The organism is Aquificaceae bacterium (assembly GCA_037722135.1).
GTDB lineage: Bacteria > Aquificota > Aquificia > Aquificales > Aquificaceae > Pampinifervens > Pampinifervens sericum.
Genome location: JBBKAW010000094.1, coordinates 1 through 18,435, shown reverse-complemented (window position 1 = coordinate 18,435; position 18,435 = coordinate 1). Strand labels below are relative to the sequence as shown.

Below are 18,435 nucleotides of genomic sequence, written 5' to 3'. Positions count from 1 at the left end.
ACTACTCTCCCAACATAAGAAAACGAGGAGTAAAAAGGCTATCCCTTCTAAACTCCTCCCTTTCAAAGGGATAATCCACCCTATAGTGCACGCCTCTGCTTTCCCTTCTCCAAAGAGCACAGCTAAGGGTAGCCATAGCGGTTAGGCTTATATCAAAAAGCTGGCGGTTTTCTATGGTGGGTTTCCAGTCTTTCCATGTTTGTAGCCATGTGCTTAGCTTTTCAAGTGCCTGTTTGAGAGAGGTCTCTTCCCTTTCCAGTCCACAGTTTTCCCACATAAGCCTTCTCAGGTCTTCAAAGGTGTAAGGTGGGTCTTTTTGCCCTTCCCTTTGGTTTTTGTAATAGGTCTCCTTTGGCTTTTTCAAAAAGGAAAGGTCATGAAAAATTCTGTAGGCGGTTCTGTATCCAAAAACCAAGCCCTCAAGCAAGGAGTTAGAGGCAAGCCTGTTTGCCCCATGCACGCCCGTGCAGGCACATTCTCCTACCGCATAAAGACCTTCAAAGGTGGTTTTTCCATAGCTGTCTACCTCAATGCCACCTATAAAGTAGTGAGATGCGGGTGTGATGGGTATGGGTTGGGTTTCTGGGTTGTAGCCTGCTTCCCTTAGCATGGAGTATATGGTGGGAAACCTCTTGGAGAGGTCTACTCCTTTGGCTTTTATGGGTCTTAGGTCAAGGAAAACCTCTTGTCCTTGTCTTAGCTTTTTGTATATCGCCCTTGCTACCACATCTCTTGGCTGGAGTTCCTCCACAAACCTCTCACCTTTGGAATCCACCAAAATAGCCCCCTCTCCTCTTACTGCCTCTGAGATGAGTATGCTGGTGTTTTTCACCACTGTGGGATGAAACTGCACAAACTCTGGGTTAATTAGTTTTACGCCCTTCCTTAGTGCTATGCCCAGTGCGTCTCCTCTTACCTTTACTGGGTTAGAGGTATGCAAAAACATGCTCGCAGACCCGCCCGTTGCCAAAAGGATGGCAGGTGTTTTTATAACTCTAAGGCTTTGCCCCTCATGGTAAACAAGCCCTTCTACCCTTTCCTCTCCAAGGATTTCCTCTAACTCTCCCCTTATTACCCTAATGCCTAAGCTTTGAGCCCTCTTCCACAAGGCTTGGTATATGGCTTTGCCCGTATAGTCCTTTACCTTATAGACTCTTGGGAAGGAATGACCTCCCTCTATGGTGGTCTCTTCGTCAAAGACTACGCCCCACCTTTTGAGGTCCGCCATTCTTTGAATGCCTTCGTCCACGAGAATTTTGAGGGTTTCCTCTTTGCATAGCCCCCTTCCTGCCTTTTGAGTATCAAGCATATGAAGGTATGGACTGTCCTTTGGGTCAAGGGCACAGGCTATGCCACCTTGAGAGTAATAGGTGTTTCCTATACCCCTTGTGAGGACAATAGGCTCTATGCCAAGCTCCTTTAAAACTATGGCACTGGTAAGTCCTGCAATGCCACTGCCACATATCACCACCTTAGCTTCTTCTACAGAAAGCCTTGAAGTGTCAAAGTTAAGAAAAAACGCCATGCTTTTTGTATATTTCCACTATAAGGTCCGCAAGCCTGTGTGGGTCGTGCCTTACAAAGTCGTCCTTATCGCCTATTAAGTCCTCTGTATATACTTCTATGCCTTCCTTTGCTATCCTTGCCACATCTGGCACTACGGGTTCTTGCTTTTGTTCCAAATACCTCTTCAAAACAGAACTTGATGGCATTTTTGTGTTTACCACCGCCACATCTATCCTCTCAACACCTGCATACTCTTTAAAGGCTTTTATATGGTCATAGGCACTAAAGCTGTCGGTTTCTCCGGGTTGGGTCATGGCGTTTACCACAAAAACCTTTAGGGCTAAGGAGTGGTTTACCGCTTCCCTTATGTCCTGAATGAGTAGGTTAGGGATTATGCTCGTATATAAGCTCCCAGGACCAAAAACTATCATATCCGCAGACTCTATCTTTGCAATAGCATCTATGGGTGCTCTTGCTTCCCTTGGCTCTATCCATATGTTTTTAATTCTTACGCTGTCGTGCTTTCCATACTCGGTTATGTCCTCTTCACCACAAATAATTTTCCCGTCGCTAAACTCCGCACAAAGCTGGATACTTTCAAGGGTTGCAGGTATTATCTCACCCTTTGTCCTTAATATCTGTGATGCTATGTTTATTGCATTCATAAAGCTACCTGTTATCTCCGTAAGTGCTACAAGGAAAAGGTTTCCAAAGGCATGACCCTCAAGCTCTCCACCTTTGAACCTAAACTGAAAAAGTTTTTGCATTATCTCCTCGCTCTCCGAAAGAGCAACAATGCAGTTTCTTATGTCTCCTGGTGCTGGCATGTTGTATATTTTTCTGAGCCTTCCCGTGCTTCCTCCACTGTCCGCCACCGTGACTATGGCAGAGAGGTCTTCAATCTCTTTTCCCACCTTCTCTTTTAGCCCCCTCAAAAGCGTGGAGAGCCCCGTTCCTCCTCCAATGGCTACAAGCTTCATAATGACCTCCTTGAAATTTTCTTAGCTTTGAGATATTTTAAACCATTATGGTGAAATTAAACCTCAAAGAGATATTTAAAACAAAAAACAGGTTCTCCCAGAGCTACGTTTTCAAGCCAGAAGACCTAAAGCTACCTCCAGACCTTGGTGAGATAAGAGAGCCCGTAAGCGTTTATGTGGAGATAACCAAGGAAAAGGGTGGATATAGGGTAAACATGGAGATTGAAGGCTACGTGGTGCTTGAGTGTAGCAGATGTTTGACCGTGTTCCATAAGGACATAGGCAGGCATGAGTCCATTAGGATAGAGCCATATCCTACTACGACTACGGAAGTGCTATATTTAAAGCCCTCAGAGCTTGATGTGTCCTTCTTTGAGGACGAGGAAGCCTTTGACCTCACAGAGCTTGTAAGAGAGCAGATAATACTTAGCATACCTATGAAGCCCCTTTGCAGTCCTAACTGCAATGTGGGACTCTATGAAGACCTTGAGGAAAGGACCAGCACCCTTGGAGACCTTCTCAAAAAGGTGAATGTGTTATAATTACAATTCCCACTATGACCTTATGGAGGCTATAAGATGGCAGTTCCAAAGAGAAAAACCTCAAGGTGGAGAAGAGACCAAAGGAGAGCCCAAAACTTTTTCGCAAAGCTGAGTTCCTTGTCCCTTGCTACCTGCCCTAACTGTGGCGAGCTTATGATGCCACACAGAGCTTGCCCATACTGTGGATACTACAAGGGTAGGGAAGTTCTCAAGACTTCATGACAAAAATAGCAGTTGACTGTATGGGAGGGGACTACGCCCCCGAGGAGATAGTAAAGGGTTGTATTCTTGCCTACAAGGAGCTTGGTCTTGAGAGCATCCTCGTAGGAGACGAAGAAAAAATAAGACAAATTCTTGAAAGGGAGAAGTTTGACGGTCTTCAGGTAGTTCATGCAGGGGATGTGGTGCAGATGCACGAAACCCCCTCTAATGTCTTGAGAAAGAAAAACTCCTCTCTGTATGTGGCAGGCATGTTGGTGAGGGAAGGCAAGGCGGAGGGTCTTGTCTCTGCGGGAAACACGGGTGCGGTGCTAACGGTTGGCAAGTTTATAATAGGCTCTATTCCTGACCTTGAAAGACCAGCCATAGCGGTCGCCTTGCCTAATCCAAAAGGTAAAACGGTTCTCATTGATGTGGGAGCAAACGTGGACTGTAAACCCTCACACCTGCTCCATTTTGCGGTAATAGGACACACCTATGCGGAGGAGATATTAGGTATAAAAAACCCAAGGGTGGGTATTCTAAGCATAGGAGAGGAGGAGGGTAAAGGCAACGAGCTTGTCAAAGAAACCTATCCCCTCTTAAAAGCCAGCAAACTAAACTTTCTTGGAAACGCCGAGGGAAGAGACATATATGCGGGAACCTTTGATGTGATAGTGTGCGATGGTTTTGTGGGTAATGTAATACTTAAAGCCAGTGAGAGCTTGGGCTTTGCGGTCCTTCAAATGATAAAGGAGGAGGTGCAAAAGAGTTTTTTGGCAAAGCTGGGAGCACTTCTCATGAAGCCTACACTTAACAACTTTAAGAAAAAGGCGGACTTTGCAGAGTATGGGGGTATTCCTCTTCTTGGGGCAAAAAAGCCTGTGATAATAACCCACGGAAGGGCAAACGCAAAGGCTATAAAGAACGCCATAAGGGTTGCCAATGAGTTTTTGACCCATCACTTTAACGAAAAGCTCTCAGAAAACCTAAAAAAGCTCCTTCCACAAGAGGTAAAGGTCTAATGGGCATAACCATAAGGGGTATGGGTTATTATGTGCCTGATAAGGTGCTTACCAACTTTGACCTTGAAAAGATGGTGGACACCTCTGACGATTGGATTACCACAAGAACGGGTATAAAGGAAAGGAGGATAGCAGGTTCGGAAAGTCTTACAGATATGGCTTATAGGGCAAGCCTTGAAGCCTTAGAGTCTGCGCAGATTGACCCTCAAGAGATTGATGCCATAATCTTTGCAACCCTTACTCCAGACCTTGGCTTTCCTGCAAGTGCCTGTCTTCTTCAGGCAAGGCTTGGTGCAAACAGGGCTTACGCCTTTGACATATCCGCAGCCTGCAGTGGCTTTTTGTATGGTCTTGAGATAGCAAGTTCTATGCTATCCTCTGGAAGGGCTAAAAGGGTGCTTTTAGTGGGGGCGGAGAAACTCTCCCAGATAGTGGATTGGACAGACAGGTCTACTTGTGTTCTTTTTGGTGATGGGGCGGGTGCGGTGGTGCTTAGCTCCGAGGGTGAGGGTGAGATTCTCTCCTCTGTGATGCGTTCTGACGGCAACTACTGGGAAATCCTCTATGCGGAAAGGTGTGGATACATAAAGATGAAGGGGAAGGAGCTCTTTAAACTTGCGGTCCGTTCTATGGCGGATGTGTGCGAGGAAGTTTTGCAAAGGGCTGGAGTTTCCACACAGGATATAGACCTTATAGTTCCTCATCAGGCAAACATAAGGATAATGCAGGCTCTTGCGGAAAAACTCAATGTGCCAATGGAAAAGGTCTATTCAAACATTCATAAGTATGGAAACACAAGCGCTGCATCCATTCCTATAGCTCTCTGTGAGGCATACAAAGAAGGTAAGCTAAAAAGAGGGGATTTAGTGCTTTTGACCGCTATGGGTGGCGGGCTTACATGGGGTGCAAGTCTCATAAGGTTTTAGGTTAAACTTTATATGTGCTTTACGACGCTGTAGTTGTGGGTGGTGGTCCTGCTGGGGCTTCCACTGCCTACCATCTTTCAAAATCTGGTCTTAGGGTTCTAATGGTTGAAAAGGAAAAACTTCCAAGGTTTAAACTCTGTGCAGGTTGTCTGTCTGCGAGAACCCTAAGGCTTCTGCCAGAGGGCTACAAAGGGTTGATACTAAACACGATAAGCTCTGGAAAACTTGGCTATAGGGGTCTGCAGGAGTATGAGGTGGAGGCAAACAGAGAGGTTGCTTACATAGTTGATAGGTCTGAGTTTGACCACTTTTTGGTGCAAAAAGCTCTTGAAGTTGGTGCGGAACTCCTTATCGGGGAGTTTATGGGCTTTGAGAAGGAGGGAAACCAATACAAGGTCTATACAAGCAGGGGAAACTTCTACACAGACTATCTAATTGGTGCGGACGGCTTTCATTCTAAAACCGCAAAACTTCTTGGATACAAGAAAAGAAAGTTTTTCAGAAGTCTTGAGCTGTTTACAGAGGGTTATCTAAGGGATAAGGTTTTAATTGAGATAGGATGGGTAAGTAGGGGTTATCTTTGGGTGTTTCCTCATGGTGATGGCATAAGCCTTGGCATTGCAACCACTGGAAGGGAAAACCTGCTTGAGATACTAAGGAACTACGCTCTCAGTAAAAACATAAACTTTAAACATCCAAAGGGTTGGCATATACCCTTTCCAGAAGGGAAAAAGGACATTCAAATAGGCAAAGAGAGAGTTTTGCTCGCAGGAGATTCTGCCAATATGACAGACCCTCTGCTTGGTGAAGGCATATACTACGCCCTTTGGGCAGGCAAAATCCTCGCAAAAGCCATAATACAAAACCCCTCTGAACCAACAAAAGCCTACGAACTAATGCTGAAACCATTGGTAGAAGAGCTCATATACGCAGGAAAGATAGCAAGACTTGCTTATAGGTTTCAAAGCGTTGCCTTCAAAATGGGAAAAGATTACGCATTGAGAAATTTTTATCGTGTGCTCACGGGGGATAAAACTTATAAGGACATATATTGGAAGGGTTGGCTTGAGTTTTTAAAGCACTTGACAAGGGAGAGAATAGCTTGTATACTCAGAAGGCATGAGGGGAGTTGTGGCAGGGTTAATACTGAGTTTTAGTTTTGTGTTTGCAAGTCCAGAAAATATAGTGCTTACCGCCCTCACCTACATGGAAAGACCCTATCAATTCGGTGCTAACGACCTATACAGGATGGATTGCTCTGCCTTTGTGCAAAGGGTTTTTAAGGTTAACGGTATAAGACTTCCAAGAACCACTGCGGAACAATCACGTATAGGCATTGAGGTAGACCCCAGAAATCTGAAGCCCGGAGACCTTCTCTTTTTTACCACCTACAGACCAGGACCATCTCATGTAGGCATATACATAGGCAACGGAAAGTTTGTGCATGCCAGTGAGAAGGCTGGTATAACAATAAACAGGATAGATGAGCCCTATTGGAGCAGAAGGTTTCTCTTTGCAAGAAGGGTGGAACAGCTCAACGCCTTCTATGCGAGGTCCGAAAGACAAGCAAAGCCTCTAAGCCAAAACTCAAAAAGGGATGAGATAGCGGACCTAATCTTTATCCTTGTTAACCGTTAATCGGGAAGACGGCAGTTGTCCTTCAAACACCTCTACTTGAGGTTTTTGTGTTTCTCGGGCTAAAGGTTGGAAAAAAGCCTCATCCTCCCATTATCTCCTTCTCCTTAGCCTCTGCAAGGGAGTTTATCTCCTCTATGTATTTGTCTGTGAGCTTTTGAAGCCTTTCTAAAGCCCTCTTTATCTCATCTTCAGAAACACCCTCAAGGTCTTCAAGCATTTCCTTTGCGTCTCTTCTTATGTTTCTAACCGCCACCCTTGCCTCCTCTGCCATTTTATGGAGCATCCTCACAAGCTCCCTTCTTCTTTCTTCTGTGAGAGGTGGCAAGGTTATTCTTATTACATTACCCTGTGTTTGAGGTGTGAGGTTTAGACTTTCCATTATTGCCTTTTCCACACTTGAGACCGCATTTACATCCCAAAGCTGAATGGTTAGCTGGTTTACATCGCTCACACTAATGCTTCCAAGCTGTTTGAGAGGAATCTTTGAACCGTAATATTCTACCTTTAGCTCTTCAACAAGGGATGTGCTTGCCCTACCCGTCCTAAGCCCAGCTATTTCGTTCTTAAAGTAGTTTACCGCCTTTTTCATATCCTCTTCCGCACTTCTAAAAATATCCTCTATCATGGCTGACCTCCTTCTGTGTATTTTTGTATTCTTCTGTTTGCAAGCTCCACATATTCAGGGTTTATCTCGTAACCAATGTAATATCTATCACACATCAAACTTGCTATCGCGGTTTGACCACTACCCATAAAAGGGTCAAGCACTATATCATGTTTAAAGGTATACAACTGAATTAGCCTATAGGGAAGCTCTATAGGGAAAACTGCTGGATGTCCCACCTTCTTAGCACTTTCGCTTTTCATATACCACACGCTTTTCGTAAAAGTCAAGAACTCCTCTCTGCTTATAGTGCTTTGCCCCGTGCTTTTTCTTTCAAAACTGCCCTTTGAGAAGACAAGAATGTATTCGTGCTCATCCCTTATTACCGGATTCTTTGCACTAAGCCAAGTGCCCCACGCAGTTGATGGTGCACCACCACCAGCTTTTACCCATATTATCTCACCTCTCATTAAAAAACCCAACTCAAGCATGTCCTGAATTATAAAGGCATGAAGTGGAATGTAAGGCTTTCTGCCAAGATTAGCCACATTTATACATGCCCTCCCACCGGGAACAAGAACTCTATATACTTCTTTCCAAACCCTTTTAAGAAATTCTCTGTATTCTGTAAAACTCATATCCATATCGTATTCTTTGCCCACGTTGTATGGAGGTGAAGTTATCATAAGATGAACGCTATTGTCAGGAATTTCTGACATATCTTCTGAGGATTTGCAAAGGATAGTATTTTTGAGGTTGTCAGGAAATGGAATTTCTTTCTGGTCCTTTTGGACCTCCACGGGTATAAATTCAGAATATAGCCTTCTGCGATAAAAATCCGAAGAGTCGTGAGCTATTCTCCCACTGCTTCCAAACCTGCTTGTTTTTGTTCTCATTCTTCTTCCCATAGCTCAATCCACCGCTTGTAAGGATTGTACTTGCTTAGGATACTTTCATCCACCTTCCAGTGTATATCTAACTTATACTCTGTTCTTTTCAGGCATTCCTTTAGTGCTAATGTGCTTATCTCTACACCTCTCGGGTTCGTTCCTTTTCTCGGTAGCTTTAGATAACTTTCCTTACCTAATTCAGTAAAGACTTGCTTTTGTATGTTTAAGGGTATATAGGCAAAAAGACCATGTCTGTTCCAGTTTATTTGAACAAACAACATATCAGAAGCAGGAAAATATGAGCCATAGAACTCTTCCGCCTTTTTCCAATCAACTGTCCATTTTAGTTTGACACCTGATAAACCACTACCTGTCTTAGTTTTTATAGATATAGGGTTGTCATGTCCTACAATCCTTAAATCTACCTCCGCTTTGTTTGCGGTGTCAAGGATCACCTTATCTTCGCCAAACACGTGCATAAAAAAGGAAACTATTACTCTTTCTCTAAAAACTCCTACTTCCATACCTACATGCCCACCTCTTGAGAACTCTAAATCTATTATCTTGAAGATATAAGGTAGCTTTTTTCTGAGCTTTACCCTATATACATCTTCTTGAAATACCTCTTTTACCAAATCTCCCATGCTACCTCACCAAAGACCCAACCCTTTCACCCATTACAGCCCTCAGCAGATTTCCTGGCTTTTTTATGTTAAGCACCAATATGGGTAGCTTGTTTTCCTTACAGAGGGTCATAGCGGTATAGTCCATAACCCTAAGACCTCTATTTATGGCTTCAAGATAGGCTATTTCTTGGATAAACTCTGCGTTGGGGTTTTTAAGTGGGTCATCGGTGTATATGCCGTCCACCTTTGTAGCCTTTATAAGAAGGTCTGCACCTATCTCTATGGCTCTGAGAGCACCCGCAGTGTCTGTGGAGAAAAAGGGATTGCCTGTCCCTGCAGCGAATATTACCACACGACCCTTTTCTAAATGCCTTATAGCCCTCCTTCTTATGTAAGGCTCTGCAATTTGTCTCATTTCAATGGCTGACAAGACCCTCGTGGGAATTTGTGCTATCCTCTCAAGTGCGGATTGCAAGGCAAGGGCGTTTATAACCGTTGCCAACATACCCATATAATCGCCCGTTGCCCTATCTATACCTATCTCAAGCCCCTCTATACCTCTAAAGATATTGCCACCACCTATCACTATTGCAGTTTGGACCCCCACGTCCACAAGACTCTTTATTTCAAGGCTTATGTATTCAAGAAACTTTGGGTCTATGCCAAACTCTTGCTCGCCAGCGAAGGCTTCTCCAGACAGCTTTAAAAGCACCCTCTTATATACAGGTGCTTCATCCATCAGACACCACCTACTTCAAACCTTACAAAACGTCTTATTTCCACACCCGTTTGGCTTTCCTTTATGTATTGTCCCACGGTTTTCTTCTCTTCCTTTATGAAAGCCTGCTCTAAGAGCACCTTCTCTTGATAAAACTTTCTGAGCCTACCTTCCACCACCTTTTCTATAATGTTTTCTGGCTTACCTTCCTGTCTTGCTTGTTCTGTGAGAATTCTCTTTTCTCTTTCAAGGACTGCTGGGTCAACACTTTCTATGCTTACAAACTCAGGCTTCATAGCAGCTATCTGAAGTGCCACATCGTGGACCACTCTGAGTGTATTGTCGTTAAGCTCTGGAGCAAGGTAGTCTATAAGCACGCCTACCTTTCCTATACCGTGCACATAGGTATGTACAAAACCTTCAGTATCGTATCTTACAAACCTTCTTAGCTGTATGTTTTCTCCTATTTGGGCTATAGCGGACTTTATGAGGTCTCCTACGCTTATGCTTGTGTCTTGTGCATAGGCTTGACCTGCGATATCTTCACCGGTGCCTGACCTATCCTTGTTTTCTGGGACGCTTGCTATATGCTTTGCTATGTTTAGGGCAAGCTCCACAAACTTTTCATTTCTTGCCACAAAGTCCGTCTCACAGTTTAGCTCTATTAGCACTCCTGTTTTTCTATCTTCTGACACATAGGCGTAGATTATGCCCTCTTTTGTTTCCCTTCCTGCTTTCTTGTCCGCTTTGGCAAGACCTCTTATTCTGAGTATTTCCTTCGCCTTTTCTATATCACCCCCAGCTTCTTCCAAAGCCTTCTTGCAGTCTAACATACCTGCCCCGGTCATCTCTCTCAGTGTCTTTACCATTTCCGCGCTTATCATACTTATTCCTCCTGTGCGTCTTTGTCAATGTATTCGTACTTCTCGGACATTTCCATTGCCCTCTCAAAGAGCACCTTTTCCTCTTCTTCAACGGTAATGACTCTTCTCCTTGGCACTTCAATCGCCACCTCTCCAAGACTTTCTCTTCTCCGCTTGCCTTCAATGACCGCGTCCGCTATCTTTGAGGTAAGTAGCTTTATAGACTTTATAGCATCGTCGTTTCCTGGCACGGGGTAATCTATCAGGTCTGGGTCGCAGTTAGAGTCCGCAATGGCTACCACTGTTATACCCAGTTTTTTAGCCTCTTGGACCGCTATGGCTTCTCTTACTGTGTCCACAACCCAGATAATGTTGGGTAGCCTTTCCATGTTTACTATACCACCGTAGAGCTTTCTAAGCCTTTCCATTTTTCTCTTTAGTCCTCTTACCTCCTTTTTGGGAAGCACGTCAAAGACACCTTCCGCTTCCATCCTCTCAAGGGTATGGAGCTTGAGGATGCTCTTACGCACAGTCCTAAAGTTGGTAAGAAGTCCTCCAACCCATCTTTCGTTCACATATGGCACACCGGCTCTTTCCGCCTCTTCCTTTATCACATCCTTTGCCTGCTTTTTTGTGCCTACAAAGAGCACTTCCGCACCCTGTGCCACACTGTCCGCTATAAAGTGATAGGCTTGTTCAAGGAATACAACGGTCTTGTTGAGGTCTATGATGTGTATACCATTACGCACGCCGTATAGATAGGGTGCCATCTTAGGGTTCCACCTGCCCTTTGAGTGTCCAAAGTGCACACCTGCTTCCAAAAGGTCTCTCATAGAAACTACAGCCATCTTAACCTCCTTGGGTTTTGCCACCCTTTCCCAAAACCCTTTCGGGTCAACCCAAAGGGGAAAGGTGCGGTCTTATAGAAAAATTATAGCATAAGCTGTTCCCTGCTGAAGCGATAAACTCTCTTGCAAAACTTACAAACTACCTGTGCAGGTCCTTCGCTTAGTATATCTTGGAGCTCCTCCTCCTGCAAGAGCATAAGACTTGCACGAGCTATTTCCTCACTACAGGGACAGTAGTATTCTATTTCCTTAAGACCTATAAGCCTTGGTTCCATACCCTTTAGTATATCAAGAGCTATGTCTTCTGGTCTCTTTTCAAAAAAGGAGAGGTTTCTTAGGTTTTCCTCTATAAGGTCAATGCTCCTTTGAGAAACTCCAGAAAGCACTTGCACAAGATAAGCCTTTGCCTGGACTCCTGCAGGAGTAAACTCCAAATGCATATCCAAATAGGTTTTTGTTTGTTCTGATTGTTCAAAGTAAAAGGAAAGAGCCTCCTTTAGGTTTCTACCAACCACTGGGACTATGCTCGTGTAAGGCACGCCAAGCCTTAGCTCTTTTACTACGGTTAAAACTCCAGAAACCCAACCTTCTTGTGGGTCGCCTTCTATAAAACCTCTCACCCTTCCCTTTCCGTCCGCCTCTGAGACTACAACTCCATAATCTGTTTGCACCTTAAAAAGCACCTTTTGTTCTGTTGCATGTTTCACAAGGGATGTCAAAAGTAAAGCGGACATTATGGCATAGCCCATAAGCTCCGCCCCTTGCCCTTCCAAGTCATGTATTCTCTTGGCAACCGCCACTGCATGGTTTGCCTGCAGGGTATAAACCCTTATAAGCTCATCCTTTGGCACGGAAACCACCATGTAGTCTCTGTCCTGAAAATAGAGCCTCAGGTCTTCTCTGGTCTGTGCGTCAAGGTCTCTATACATGAGTTTAAAATATAAGCCTAAACGTTAAACCTAAAATAGATAATATCGCCATCTTTGACTTCATACTCTTTCCCTTCAAGCCTTACAAGACCAAGCTCTTTAGCCTTAGTCATAGAGCCAACCTTTACATAGTCCTCGTAGTTTATCACCTCCGCAGCGATAAAGCCCCTTTCAAAGTCTGAGTGTATTTTACCCGCAGCTTGTGGTGCTTTTGTGCCTCTTTTTACAGTCCACGCCCTTGTCTCCTTTTCTCCTGCAGTGAAAAAAGTTATAAGCTCAAGGAGTGAGTAAGCAGACCTTATAAGTTTGTTAAGCCCTGGCTCTTCAAGCCCATAAGACCTAAGAAGCTCTTCTTTTTCTTCCTTTTCAAGACCAATAAGCTCCTCTTCAAGTTTTGCACATATCAATACCGCAGGAGAGCCTTCCTCTTGTGCGTATTGAAAGACCCTCTTACTTAGTTGATTGCCCTCTGGCAGGTCTGCCTCGCTCACATTTGCCACATACATAAGAGGCTTGGTGGTGAGGAGAAAAAGATTCCTTTTGGCATACTCAAAGACCTCTGAGCCAAGGTCCTTTATGTGTTTTCTAAGAGGCTCCATATTTTCCAAAACCGCCTTTATGGCTTTTAGCATTTCCAACTCTTCCTTTGCCTTTTTGTCTCCCAGCCTTGCCATCTTTTCCACCTTCTCAAGCCTTTTGTCTACCGTCTCCAAGTCCTTTGCTATAAGCTCAAGGTCTATTATCTGAGCATCCCTTATGGGGTCAACACTGCCTTCCACATGAACCACGTCAGGGTTTTCAAAGCACCTTAACACCATAGCAATTGCATCCACTTCCCTTATATGGGCAAGGAACTGATTTCCAAGACCTTCTCCCTTGCTGGCGTTTCTTACAAGTCCGGCTATATCCACAAACTCTATGAAAGTAGGCGTTATCTTCCTTGACCTTTCAAGCTCTGCAATGTGGTAGAGCCTCTTGTCTGGCACTTCCACCGTGCCCACGTTTGGCTCTATAGTGCAAAAGGGATAGTTTGCAGCGGTCGCCTTTGCGGACTGTATTAGGGCGTTAAACAAGGTAGATTTTCCTACATTAGGCAATCCTACAATTCCTACACTCAGAGCCATAAGCTAATAATTATAAACTCCAAGGCTCACCTTATCAACTCACCCATCTTGAATATAGGCATGTATAGGGCTATGAGTATAGCTCCCACTATACCGCCTATGAAGACTATGAGCATTGGTTCTATTAGCTTTATCATTCCTTCCACAGCCTTATCAAACTCGTCTTCATAGAATCTCGCTATAGTATCTAACATATCATCAAGCCTACCCGTATCCTCACCTACCCTCACCATGGCTATTATAAGTTTTGGGAACATGCCAGTTTTTTCAAGAGCCTTGTGCATAGGCTCACCCTCTATAACACCCTTCTTTGCGGACTCAAGAGCTTCCCTTATTACTACGTTTCCCGTTACCTGACCTGCTATCTCAAAAGCCCTTTCAAGAGCCACACCACTTGAAAAAAGGGTTGCCATAGTTCTGGCAAACTTTGCCATGGTGCTTTTCATCATAAGCTCACCCATCTTTGGAGCTCTTAGCATAAAGGAATGCACAGATTTTCTAAACTGGTAGCTATTGTTGAGTAAAAATCTAAATATGAAAGAAAAAGCTACTATGAAACCAAGTATAAAGATAAGGTTTGACCTAAGGGTGTTAGAGGCGGCGATAAGCATTTGGGTAGGAGCGGGAAGTTCACCACCAAAAGAGGCATAAATCTCTGCAAAGGTGGGCACAAGAAAATAGAGTATACCCGTAACTATGGCGGTGGCTACTATAACCACAAAGGTAGGATAAAAGGCTGCACTCTTTATCTTGCTCTTTATCATTGCCATCTTCTCGTAATAATCCGCAGCCCTTATAAGAGAAACGTCAAGATTACCCGTTTCTTCACCCACTCTAACCAAATTAATTACAAACTCTGGAAAAACTGCAGGAAACTCAGCCATAGAGTTTGATATGGGTTTTCCCTCGCTTACCATCACTGCGACCTTTTTACTGGCTTCTGCAAGTTTTTTGTTGGGTAATTGGTCTCCCAATATGTTAAGAGCATCTACTATGCTAAGTCCTGCGTTTATCATTGTTCCAAGTTGCCTGCAAAATATGGAAAGGTCTCTATCGCTTACCCTACCACCTATTGGAAGTTTAAAGGTTAGTCCTCTCTTGACCTCTTCCTTATCAACTGCTACTACTTCTATGATACTCAAACCCCTCTGTTGTAGGTCCGCTATCAAAGCTTCTTGACTTGGATAATTTACCTCACTCTCCACAAAGTTCCCCGTGTCGTCAAAGGCTCTATACTTAAACCTTGGCATCTCTATAGTCCTCCCTTTAATAGAAATTTATTCCTACCATTGCAGGGTTTAGGAAATGAACCAAACAATCCCTGTAATAAGGATTACCCTTCAAAACTTCCAAGGAAGCACTATTATAGCCTTTTAGTTTCTCAAGGTGTCTTTTTATCAATGCCACAGGAACTTTCTTTTTCGCATTGATAGGTCTTAAACCCAAGATAGACCCCCTCTTTTGCCACAGAGTCTGCATTCAAACCCCTTTATATACATCTTGCCTAAGTAAACAAAAACATAAACTGAACTTCTATATTTGTCAAGAGTTTCCAATACTATGGAAGATTCTTATCCCTGTTTACCAAATCCCTTACAGTCTCCACAGCCTTGTCTATTTCCACATCCCACCTTTCTCCTGTGTGCCTATTTTGGAGTTCCACCTTGCCTTCCTTTACCTTTCTGCCTACCACTATCCTGTATGGAAATCCGCACAAGTCCGCATCCGCAAACTTAAAGCCTGGGCTTTGGTCTCTATCGTCGTATATGGTTTCTATACCATGTTCCTGTGCCAGCATATATAGGTTTTCCGCCACCGCCTTTTGCTCTTGGTCTTCCATGTTTATGCATATTATGTCAAGCTCAAAGGGTGCAACCGACGTGGGCCACTTTATTCCCTTTTCATCGTGATACTGCTCCACGATTGCAGAGATGCACCTTGAAATGCCTATACCGTAGCAACCCATTATGATGGGTTTTTCTTGTCCTGTGGGGTCTGTGTAGTAGGCTCTCATAGGCTCAGAATACCGTGTCCCAAGAAGGAATATATGTCCCAGCTCAAGACCTTTGCTTACCTTAAGGGGAGAGCCACACTTAGGACATGGGTCGCCTTCTTCTACCTGACACACATCCACAAATTCTCCGTATTGGAAGTCTCTCCCTGGGTTGGCGTTTATGTAATGATAATCTGGCTTATTAAAGGCTATTACCACGTTCTTTAGTCCGTAGGTAGAGTTGTCCCAGTAGACCTTTATCTGAGGTGGAAGGTTAAAGGGTCCTATAAAGCCCTTGCTGGTTTTCAAAAGATTTTTGACCTCTTCCTCCTCTGCGAGCCTAAAATTCTCCGTTCCCAAAACAGCCTCCACCTTATTCTCGTCTATGTTCCTGTCTCCCCTTATAAGGAACATAACTGGCTCTTTTCCATTTACCATATAAAGCACCGCCTTTACTATCTTCCTTGCAGGCACTCCGAGGAAAGAGGAGAGCTTTTCAATGGTGTCTGTGTTTGGCGTATGAACTTCCTTTAAAGGTAAAGGCTCTTCTTCCTCCTCTTGAGGCTTGGAAAGTCTTACTATTTCTGCGTTTGCTCCATAGCCACAGCTTTCACAGTAAGCAACCCTTGCCTCTCCGTATGGGGTTAGAGCAACAAACTCATGAGAGCTTATGCCACCTATAGCTCCTACGCTTGCTTCCACGAGCAGTGTCTTTAGCCTGAGTTTTTTAAATATCCTATCGTAGGCAAACTTCATGCTTTCGTAAGACATCATAGCGGAAAACTCATCTGGGTCAAAGGAGTAGGCGTCTTTCATGATAAACTCCCTTCCCCTTATAAGACCAAAGCGAGGTCTTTTTTCATCTCTGAACTTGACCTGTATCTGGTAAAGAACCACAGGAAGTTGTCTGTATGAGTTTACGAAGGACCTAACAAGGTCTGTTATTTCCTCCTCATGGGTTGGTCCAAGGCAGTATTCTCTGCCGTTCCTGTCTTTTAGAGTAAAGAGCTCCCTACCATATAAGTCCCACCTTCCCGTTTCCTTCCAAAGCTCTGCTGGGTTCAATACGGTAAGCAAAACCTCCTGAGCTCCGCTCCTGTCCATTTCCTTGCGAACTATGTTTTCTATCTTTCTTAAAACTCTTACACCGGGTGGAGTAAGCTCATATATGCCTGCAGAAACCTGCTTGATAAAGCCAGCCTTAAGGAGCAGTTTATGCGAGGGTGCTTCCGTATCCGCCGGGTCTTCCTTTGAAGTATACCAAAAATACCTACTCCAACGCATTTTGCTAATTATATCACTTAAGTAGGTCCATAACCTTCTTTATGCTAACCCTCATCCTCTCAAAGGATTCTGCCAGCTTGCCTATCTCGTCATCGGACTTGACTTCTAAGAAATGTAAAGCTCTCTAAGGTTCATCTGCTTGGGTTATTATAATCCTTAGGAGATAGGCATGGTGCTGGGAATTATAGGCTACGGCAATATGGGAGAGAGCTTTGCTAAGGCTCTAAAAGGTCATGTGGAGGTGCTTGTATACGATGTGAGCGAGGAGAAAAGGTCAAAGGCACTTTCTGAAGGTTTTGGGGTTGCTTCTGACCTTGAGTTTCTCCTAAGGAACTCCCACTGGCTTTTGGTGGCGGTAAAGCCAAAGGATGTGGAAAGGCTCTTAGAGAGTCTTAGAGGAAAGCTTGACCGAAAGGTTCTCATAAGTCTTGTGGCTGGGCTTTCTCTTGAGAAAATAAAGGAGCTTTCTGAAACTTCAAGGGTCATAAGGCTTATGCCAAACATAAACGCTCTTGTAGGAAAGGCGGTTATAGCCTTTGTTTGTGGTGAGGCTATAGAAGAAAGTGAAAGGGAAAAGTTCATATCTCTTTTTTCTCACTGTGGAAGTCTTTATGAGCTTGAGGAAAGCCTTTTTGACGCCTTTACCGCTCTTGCAGGTTCTGGTCCTGCCTTTGTCTTTAGCTTTATTCACGCTCTTTCTCTTGCTGGCGTGCTTGAGGGGTTTTCCTATGAGAAGGCAAAGGCTATAGCCATAGACATGGTGCTTGGCTCTTGTGAGCTACTCAAGAAACTTGGTGGAAACCCAGAGGAGTGGATAACAAGGGTTGCCTCTCCCGGTGGGACAACCATAGAGGGCATAAAGGTGCTTGAAGAGAGAGGATTTAAGGGCATAATAATGGAATGCGTGCGAAGGACCTCAGAGAAGGCAAAGAAGCTCTAATATTTTCCTTACAAAAAGGAAGGGCAAGGCTTGCCATAAAAAGGTGGCAAGAGGACAGCGATGTGCTAACTCTTAAACAGGTGCATTCTGCGAGGGTCTATCTGCTCTCAGAGGCAGTTGAAGGTTTGGAAGGAGATGGCATAATAACCCAAACCCCCGGGCTAAAGATAGGTATTAGGACTGCGGACTGCGTGCCTGTTGCCTTTCTTGGAGAAAAAACTGTGGCGGTGGTGCATGCAGGCTGGAGAGGTCTAAGGGAAGGCATAATAGAAAAAACCCTTGAAATACTCTCAAGCCTTGAAAGACTTGAAAACTTCCTCGCCTTTGTGGGACCCTCTGCGAGAGCCTGCTGTTATGAGGTGGGTGAAGAGTTCAAAAATTACTTTGTGAGCCTACACTACAAAAAGGGAAGGCACTACATGGACACCCAGTCAGAGACCATCCTAAGGCTAAAAAAAGGCGGAATAGGACGGATTTTCCAGTATGGCGTATGCACCATATGCCACCATAGCTTACCTTCATACAGAAGAGACAAAACGCAAGAGAGAATTTTAACCCTTGCGGAACTCGTTGCCTAAGAAGAGAAAAGGTTTAGAATATTCTATGGTATGGCTGTGGAAGAAAAGCAAAAGGAATACATTATAAGGAGCTTTTACGATATTCTTCAGGCACTTAGGGAACATCCTGACTGGGCGGAACAACTACTTTCCCTTCTCCTTACAGAAGAGCTTCTAAAACTGCCACAAAAATTTGACAAGTTTGTGGAAGAAGAGTTTAGACCTTTAGCAAAGCGTGTAGAAA

The 18,435-nt window shown here is 44.2% G+C and carries 22 protein-coding genes and 1 pseudogene; 9 read left to right on the top strand and 14 right to left on the bottom strand.

All coding sequences use genetic code 11. The annotated features are described in order from the left end of the window. Position 1: 1 nt before the first annotated feature. Positions 2 to 1,525, bottom strand: a complete 1,524-nt coding sequence (nadB, locus tag WKI49_06430; GenBank protein ID MEJ7622122.1) for an L-aspartate oxidase — start codon at positions 1,523 to 1,525, stop codon at positions 2 to 4. Then, positions 1,509 to 2,486, bottom strand: a complete 978-nt coding sequence (locus WKI49_06425; protein MEJ7622121.1) for a YvcK family protein — start codon at positions 2,484 to 2,486, stop codon at positions 1,509 to 1,511. The genes nadB and WKI49_06425 overlap by 17 nt, the downstream gene beginning before the upstream one ends. Positions 2,487 to 2,533: 47 nt before the next feature. Here WKI49_06425 and WKI49_06420 point away from each other — a divergent pair, with 47 nt between their 5' ends. The 6 genes from WKI49_06420 to WKI49_06395 are packed head-to-tail and all read left to right on the top strand — an operon-like array spanning position 2,534 to position 6,815. Then, positions 2,534 to 3,028, top strand: coding sequence for a YceD family protein (locus WKI49_06420; protein ID MEJ7622120.1), 495 nt, complete (start codon positions 2,534 to 2,536; stop codon positions 3,026 to 3,028). 36 nt (positions 3,029 to 3,064) lie between these two features. Beyond that, positions 3,065 to 3,250, top strand: coding sequence for a 50S ribosomal protein L32 (gene rpmF / locus WKI49_06415; protein MEJ7622119.1), 186 nt, complete (start codon positions 3,065 to 3,067; stop codon positions 3,248 to 3,250). Beyond that, positions 3,247 to 4,251 carry a phosphate acyltransferase PlsX gene (gene plsX, locus WKI49_06410; GenBank protein ID MEJ7622118.1) on the top strand — a complete coding sequence of 335 codons (1,005 nt, stop codon included), beginning with the start codon at positions 3,247 to 3,249 and terminating at the stop codon, positions 4,249 to 4,251. Before rpmF ends, plsX begins: the two co-directional genes overlap by 4 nt. Further along, the gene (locus WKI49_06405; GenBank protein MEJ7622117.1) at positions 4,251 to 5,177 is read left to right on the top strand and encodes a beta-ketoacyl-ACP synthase III; all 927 of its coding nucleotides are present in this window, start codon (positions 4,251 to 4,253) and stop codon (positions 5,175 to 5,177) included. The genes plsX and WKI49_06405 overlap by 1 nt, the downstream gene beginning before the upstream one ends. A gap of 14 nt (positions 5,178 to 5,191) precedes the next feature. Then, entirely contained in the window at positions 5,192 to 6,334 is a 1,143-nt protein-coding gene (locus tag WKI49_06400) for a geranylgeranyl reductase family protein (GenBank protein MEJ7622116.1), read from the top strand. Further along, positions 6,297 to 6,815, top strand: coding sequence for a C40 family peptidase (locus WKI49_06395; GenBank protein MEJ7622115.1), 519 nt, complete (start codon positions 6,297 to 6,299; stop codon positions 6,813 to 6,815). The genes WKI49_06400 and WKI49_06395 overlap by 38 nt, the downstream gene beginning before the upstream one ends. A gap of 79 nt (positions 6,816 to 6,894) precedes the next feature. Here the strand turns inward: WKI49_06395 and frr are convergent, their stop codons facing one another. From frr to WKI49_06335, 12 genes and pseudogenes are all read right to left on the bottom strand, one after another. Further along, positions 6,895 to 7,440 carry a ribosome recycling factor gene (gene frr, locus WKI49_06390; GenBank protein MEJ7622114.1) on the bottom strand — a complete coding sequence of 182 codons (546 nt, stop codon included), beginning with the start codon at positions 7,438 to 7,440 and terminating at the stop codon, positions 6,895 to 6,897. Further along, on the bottom strand, positions 7,437 to 8,315 hold the full coding sequence (locus WKI49_06385) for a site-specific DNA-methyltransferase (GenBank protein ID MEJ7622113.1): 879 nt from the start codon (positions 8,313 to 8,315) through the stop codon (positions 7,437 to 7,439). Before WKI49_06385 ends, frr begins: the two co-directional genes overlap by 4 nt. Continuing rightward, positions 8,312 to 8,953, bottom strand: coding sequence for a ThaI family type II restriction endonuclease (locus tag WKI49_06380; protein ID MEJ7622112.1), 642 nt, complete (start codon positions 8,951 to 8,953; stop codon positions 8,312 to 8,314). Before WKI49_06380 ends, WKI49_06385 begins: the two co-directional genes overlap by 4 nt. Before the next feature lies 1 nt (position 8,954). Continuing rightward, entirely contained in the window at positions 8,955 to 9,674 is a 720-nt protein-coding gene (gene pyrH / locus WKI49_06375; protein ID MEJ7622111.1) for a UMP kinase, read from the bottom strand. Further along, positions 9,674 to 10,537, bottom strand: coding sequence for a translation elongation factor Ts (gene tsf / locus WKI49_06370; protein ID MEJ7622110.1), 864 nt, complete (start codon positions 10,535 to 10,537; stop codon positions 9,674 to 9,676). Before tsf ends, pyrH begins: the two co-directional genes overlap by 1 nt. Before the next feature lie 2 nt (positions 10,538 to 10,539). Continuing rightward, positions 10,540 to 11,364: a 30S ribosomal protein S2 gene (gene rpsB, locus WKI49_06365; GenBank protein MEJ7622109.1), complete on the bottom strand. Its 825-nt coding sequence runs from the start codon at positions 11,362 to 11,364 to the stop codon at positions 10,540 to 10,542. Between the two features lie 83 nt (positions 11,365 to 11,447). After that, positions 11,448 to 12,293 (bottom strand): Hsp33 family molecular chaperone HslO, encoded by an 846-nt coding sequence (locus WKI49_06360; GenBank protein ID MEJ7622108.1) that lies wholly within the window; start codon positions 12,291 to 12,293, stop codon positions 11,448 to 11,450. Positions 12,294 to 12,310: 17 nt separating this feature from the next. Next, entirely contained in the window at positions 12,311 to 13,417 is a 1,107-nt protein-coding gene (ychF, locus tag WKI49_06355; GenBank protein MEJ7622107.1) for a redox-regulated ATPase YchF, read from the bottom strand. A gap of 26 nt (positions 13,418 to 13,443) precedes the next feature. After that, a complete protein-coding gene (locus WKI49_06350; protein MEJ7622106.1) occupies positions 13,444 to 14,667 on the bottom strand; it encodes a type II secretion system F family protein in 1,224 nt (407 codons plus the stop codon). Positions 14,668 to 14,683: 16 nt separating this feature from the next. Continuing rightward, on the bottom strand, positions 14,684 to 14,863 hold the full coding sequence (locus tag WKI49_06345) for a hypothetical protein (protein ID MEJ7622105.1): 180 nt from the start codon (positions 14,861 to 14,863) through the stop codon (positions 14,684 to 14,686). 112 nt (positions 14,864 to 14,975) lie between these two features. Further along, on the bottom strand, positions 14,976 to 16,694 hold the full coding sequence (locus WKI49_06340; protein MEJ7622104.1) for a proline--tRNA ligase: 1,719 nt from the start codon (positions 16,692 to 16,694) through the stop codon (positions 14,976 to 14,978). A 13-nt stretch (positions 16,695 to 16,707) separates the two neighbouring features. Further along, a pseudogene (locus WKI49_06335) lies at positions 16,708 to 16,794 on the bottom strand (HAMP domain-containing protein). 69 nt (positions 16,795 to 16,863) lie between these two features. On the opposite strand from WKI49_06335, the gene proC reads away from it, so the two are divergent. The 3 genes from proC to WKI49_06320 form a co-directional block, all read left to right on the top strand. Beyond that, on the top strand, positions 16,864 to 17,634 hold the full coding sequence (gene proC, locus WKI49_06330) for a pyrroline-5-carboxylate reductase (protein ID MEJ7622103.1): 771 nt from the start codon (positions 16,864 to 16,866) through the stop codon (positions 17,632 to 17,634). Next, positions 17,595 to 18,212, top strand: coding sequence for a peptidoglycan editing factor PgeF (gene pgeF / locus WKI49_06325; GenBank protein ID MEJ7622102.1), 618 nt, complete (start codon positions 17,595 to 17,597; stop codon positions 18,210 to 18,212). Before proC ends, pgeF begins: the two co-directional genes overlap by 40 nt. A 30-nt stretch (positions 18,213 to 18,242) precedes the next feature. Beyond that, a partial coding sequence (locus WKI49_06320) for a hypothetical protein (GenBank protein MEJ7622101.1) occupies positions 18,243 to 18,435 on the top strand: 193 nt, incomplete at its 3' end.

Excerpts from the sequence above, each read along its gene's own strand:
- tsf (MEJ7622110.1), bottom strand. The coding sequence starts at position 10,537 with ATGATAAGCGCGGAAATGGTAAAGACACTGAGAGAGATGACCGGGGCA.
- WKI49_06385 (MEJ7622113.1), bottom strand. The coding sequence starts at position 8,315 with ATGAGAACAAAAACAAGCAGGTTTGGAAGCAGTGGGAGAATAGCTCAC.
- WKI49_06360 (MEJ7622108.1), bottom strand. The coding sequence starts at position 12,293 with ATGTATAGAGACCTTGACGCACAGACCAGAGAAGACCTGAGGCTCTAT.
- frr (MEJ7622114.1), bottom strand. The coding sequence starts at position 7,440 with ATGATAGAGGATATTTTTAGAAGTGCGGAAGAGGATATGAAAAAGGCG.
- WKI49_06420 (MEJ7622120.1), top strand. The coding sequence starts at position 2,534 with ATGGTGAAATTAAACCTCAAAGAGATATTTAAAACAAAAAACAGGTTC.
- nadB (MEJ7622122.1), bottom strand. The coding sequence starts at position 1,525 with ATGGCGTTTTTTCTTAACTTTGACACTTCAAGGCTTTCTGTAGAAGAA.
- ychF (MEJ7622107.1), bottom strand. The coding sequence starts at position 13,417 with ATGGCTCTGAGTGTAGGAATTGTAGGATTGCCTAATGTAGGAAAATCT.
- pyrH (MEJ7622111.1), bottom strand. The coding sequence starts at position 9,674 with ATGGATGAAGCACCTGTATATAAGAGGGTGCTTTTAAAGCTGTCTGGA.
- WKI49_06340 (MEJ7622104.1), bottom strand. The coding sequence starts at position 16,694 with ATGCGTTGGAGTAGGTATTTTTGGTATACTTCAAAGGAAGACCCGGCG.
- WKI49_06380 (MEJ7622112.1), bottom strand. The coding sequence starts at position 8,953 with ATGGGAGATTTGGTAAAAGAGGTATTTCAAGAAGATGTATATAGGGTA.
- proC (MEJ7622103.1), top strand. The coding sequence starts at position 16,864 with ATGGTGCTGGGAATTATAGGCTACGGCAATATGGGAGAGAGCTTTGCT.
- plsX (MEJ7622118.1), top strand. The coding sequence starts at position 3,247 with ATGACAAAAATAGCAGTTGACTGTATGGGAGGGGACTACGCCCCCGAG.
- rpmF (MEJ7622119.1), top strand. The coding sequence starts at position 3,065 with ATGGCAGTTCCAAAGAGAAAAACCTCAAGGTGGAGAAGAGACCAAAGG.
- rpsB (MEJ7622109.1), bottom strand. The coding sequence starts at position 11,364 with ATGGCTGTAGTTTCTATGAGAGACCTTTTGGAAGCAGGTGTGCACTTT.
- WKI49_06350 (MEJ7622106.1), bottom strand. The coding sequence starts at position 14,667 with ATGCCAAGGTTTAAGTATAGAGCCTTTGACGACACGGGGAACTTTGTG.
- WKI49_06395 (MEJ7622115.1), top strand. The coding sequence starts at position 6,297 with ATGAGGGGAGTTGTGGCAGGGTTAATACTGAGTTTTAGTTTTGTGTTT.
- WKI49_06405 (MEJ7622117.1), top strand. The coding sequence starts at position 4,251 with ATGGGCATAACCATAAGGGGTATGGGTTATTATGTGCCTGATAAGGTG.
- pgeF (MEJ7622102.1), top strand. The coding sequence starts at position 17,595 with ATGCGTGCGAAGGACCTCAGAGAAGGCAAAGAAGCTCTAATATTTTCC.
- WKI49_06425 (MEJ7622121.1), bottom strand. The coding sequence starts at position 2,486 with ATGAAGCTTGTAGCCATTGGAGGAGGAACGGGGCTCTCCACGCTTTTG.